The following is a 2,008-nucleotide window of genomic DNA, read 5'->3' on the forward strand; positions in this document are numbered from 1 at the left end:
GCCGCGCCCTGCGGCGTGCGCAGCATCGCGGTCAAGGTGCTGGACGAGGCCGGCCAGCCCTGGACCGAGGTGTTCGTCGGCGGCGGCGTGATGGCGGTGGCGGCAGCGGTCAGCGCCGGGCTGGGCGTGGCCGCCCTGGCCTATCGCGTCGCCCCGGTCGGGGCGATCGATGTCGGCGGCGCAGTCGGCCTGCCGGCCCTGCCGCCCTCCGCCATCGTGCTGCATGCCCGGCCGACCGACGCCCGGTCACGCGAGGTGCTGCGGGCGGTCAGCGCCGCCTTCCGCGGGGCGGCGTCGCGGCCGCCGCCCCCGCGAACCGACCCTAATCCGGCAGGATCGCCACCGCCCGGGTCCAGCCGGCCGAGGCGGCGCGGATCTTCACCGGGAAGCAGCTGACGGTGAAGCCCTTGGACGGCAGCGCCTCCAGATTGTGCAGCTTCTCCAGGTGGCAATAGCCGATGTCGCGGCCGGCCTTGTGGCCTTCCCAGATCAGGCTGGCATCGCCGGTCTCGATGAAGCGCTTCGCCGTGTGGCTGAACGGCGCATCCCAGCTCCAGCCATCGGTGCCGACCAGGCGGATGCCCTGGTTCAGCATGTGCAGCGTGGCGTCGCGGCCCATGCCGCAGCCGGTGTGGATGTAGTCGGCCTCGCCGTAGCGCGACCCGGCCCGGGTGTTGACCAGCACGATCTCGAGCGGCTTGAGCGTGTGGCCGATCCGGTCCAGCTCGGCATCGATCTCGGCCGGGGTGACGATGTGGCCGTCCGGCAGATGGCGGAAATCCAGCTTGATGCCGGGCTGGAAACACCACTCCAGCGGCACCTCGTCGATGGTGATGGCGCGTTTGCCGCCATCCATCGTCGGGTGATAGTGCCAGGGCGCGTCGAGATGAGTGCCGTTGTGGGTCGAGATGGTGACGGTCTCGACCGCCCAGCCCATCCCCTCGGGCAGCTGCTCCGGCGTCAGGCCCGGGAAGATCGAGGCGATGTCCTTCGCCGTCTCGGCATGGGCGCGATAGGTAATCGACACCTTCTGCTGCGGCGGGTCGGCCGGAACGTCGTTTTCCAGCGGGATCGAGATGTCGATGAGCTTGGCCATGAATCCGGTCTCGGGGTCAGGGGATGATGGTGCCGGTGCAGGCGCCGAAGCCGATCGGCGCGAAGCCGTCGCGCCGGCACCGGGCGGTGAAGGTGATCTGGTCGCCATCGACCAGGAAGCCGCGCTGTTCGCCGTTGGGCAGCGTCACCGGCTCGCGCCCGCCCATGGTCAGCTCCAGGAGGCTGCTGAGCTGCGCCCGGGTCGGGCCGGAGATGGTGCCGGTGCCCAGCAGGTCCCCCGGCAGCAGGTTGCAGCCGCCGGAGCTGTGATGCGCCACCATCTGCGCCGGCGTCCAGTACAGGTATTGCGCATTGGAGGTGATGATGACGGTCGGCCCCTGCCCCTCCGCCCGCATCCGGGCGGTGGTCAGCCACACCGTCAGCTCGACATCCAGCCCGCCAGTCGCCTGGTCCGCGTCATCCAGCAGATAGTCGAGCGGCGCCGGGTCGCCCTCCGGCCGCACCATGGCCGGCGTGCGGAACGGCAGCAGCGCATCCGAAGTGACCACCCAGGGCGAGACTGTCGTGCTGAAGCTCTTGCCGAGGAACGGCCCGAGCGGGAACATCTCCCAGCGCTGGATGTCGCGCGCCGACCAGTCGTTCAGCAGGCAGAAGCCGACGATCCGCTCGCCCGCCTCGGCCACCGGGATCGGGTCGCCGAGCTCGTTGCCGGGGCCGATGTAGAAGCCCATCTCCAGCTCGAGATCCAGCAGCTGCGACGGGCCGAAGCTCGGCCGCCCGTCACCGCCGCTGCGCGGCGCGCGCTGGCCCTGCGGCCGCCGCACCTCCCCGCCGCTGGCGCGGACAGAGGAGGCGCGGCCGTGATAGGCGATCGGCACCCATTTGTAGTTGGACGGCAGCGGGTTGTCCGGCGCCAGCAGCGCACCGGCGGCGCGGGCGTGATGGATGCCGG

At 71.2% G+C, this 2,008-nt stretch carries 2 protein-coding genes and 1 pseudogene; 1 reads left to right on the plus strand and 2 read right to left on the minus strand.

Going from position 1 to position 2,008, the window contains the following annotated elements:
* Window positions 1-396: pseudogene (locus AC3XYG_RS26550) on the plus strand (hypothetical protein); the annotation flags it as partial.
* Here AC3XYG_RS26550 and AC3XYG_RS26555 read toward each other — a convergent pair.
* Complete coding sequence (locus tag AC3XYG_RS26555) at window positions 323-1,096, minus strand: cyclase family protein (protein WP_489142882.1); 774 nt, start codon at window positions 1,094-1,096, stop codon at window positions 323-325. The pseudogene AC3XYG_RS26550 and the gene AC3XYG_RS26555 overlap by 74 nt on opposite strands.
* Window positions 1,097-1,112: 16 nt before the next feature.
* The coding region (gene fahA, locus AC3XYG_RS26560) for a fumarylacetoacetase (RefSeq protein WP_489142883.1) at window positions 1,113-2,008 on the minus strand (896 nt) is incomplete at its 5' end.

The sequence above is a fragment of the Inquilinus sp. genome (assembly GCF_057815775.1).